Origin of the sequence: Billgrantia montanilacus (assembly GCF_003336675.1) — a bacterium.
Classification (GTDB): Bacteria; Pseudomonadota; Gammaproteobacteria; order Pseudomonadales; family Halomonadaceae; genus Halomonas; species Halomonas montanilacus.
On the sequence record NZ_QPII01000047.1, the window covers coordinates 1 to 1,212 of the forward strand.

At 59.2% G+C, this 1,212-nt stretch carries 1 protein-coding gene; it reads right to left on the bottom strand.

The features are described from left to right. Positions 1 to 39: 39 nt before the first annotated feature. Positions 40 to 1,017, bottom strand: a complete 978-nt coding sequence (locus DU505_RS22185) for an IS110 family RNA-guided transposase (RefSeq protein WP_114481141.1) — start codon at positions 1,015 to 1,017, stop codon at positions 40 to 42. Between the last annotated feature and the right edge of the window lie 195 nt (positions 1,018 to 1,212).

Sequence of the window (1,212 nt, forward strand, 5' to 3'; positions counted from 1 at the left end):
CCTAGATACCATCTCTCCTAACCGGCCACAAACATCCCATCAGGCGGTTTGTGGCCGGTATTCGGTTTGCGTCTTGAGGACCCCGTAAGCTATGTGGACCAGCTTACGCATCGCCGCCCCCAAGGCCGCCATTTTGCTCTTGCCGTTTGCTGTAAGCCGCTGATATAACGCCGAGACATCTGGATTCCGCCTCAGCCCGACGACGGCTGCCATGTACAGGCTCTGCCGCAGCTTCGGATTGCCGGCTTTCGACAAGCGGGGACGCCCACGTACGGAGCTACCTGATTCCCAACTGACGGGAACGAGCCCCGCAAACGCCGCGGCCTGGCGGGCGCTTTCGAAAGCGCGGCTACGCAGCATCGCCAACAGTCGGAGAGATACCGCAGGGCCAACGCCGGGAATCGTTTGCAGCAAGGCGCGATCCTGCTTCAAGCCAGGGTGCTGATCGAGGTGGTCATCGACCTCCTGCTGGAGGCGATCCCGCTCACGCGTCAATGCCAACAGGATGTCATCGATCGAGCGGAGGATATCGGTTGCCATGGCGAACTCGGCTTTCTCGCGCCGGTTTCGCTCACGCTGAATGTCTTTGTCCAACGCGTCGAGTCTCGCTGCCAGCGCCTTGAGCTTGCGCACTTCCTCGGGCTCCGGCTTCCAAGCCTCAGGTCGTTGCGTTGCGCCATAGCGTGCCAGCACCACACTGTCCTTTTTATCCGTTTTGCCGCGTACTCCCAGGCTACGGGAGAAGTCGCGCACCTGCGCGGGATTGAGGACATAAACCTGGATGCCAGCAGCATGCAGCCAATATGCGAGCGTTTCGTGATAGATGCCGGTGGCTTCCATCAAAACATGCAACTGATCCAATGGCTCCCCGGTTTGGTGCTCAAGCCATTCCAGCAGGCGTGGAAAGTCCTGCCGCCGATTGCCGAATACACGGGTCTTGACCTTGCCTGTTGCCACATCGCGTAGCCAGGCGCAATCGAGCTTCTGCTTGCTGACGTCGATACCGATCACTGCCATGTCTCGTCGCCTTTCCTTGTTCGTGCAGCCTCACTCCAATGCGGGAGGGGCTTGGATACCATTCAAGCTATCGAGATAGTGGGCATCAGGGGGCATAATCTAGGTCCCAGGCTGTAGCGCCTCAGGCTTTGTGGATGCTCACCCTGATGCCAAGGCCTGCTGGTAGCTAATCAACAAGCCCGGAGAGACACAAGG

Bases quoted from the DNA above. Each gene is read 5' to 3' on its own strand.
- DU505_RS22185 (WP_114481141.1), bottom strand. From the start codon at position 1,017: ATGGCAGTGATCGGTATCGACGTCAGCAAGCAGAAGCTCGATTGCGCC.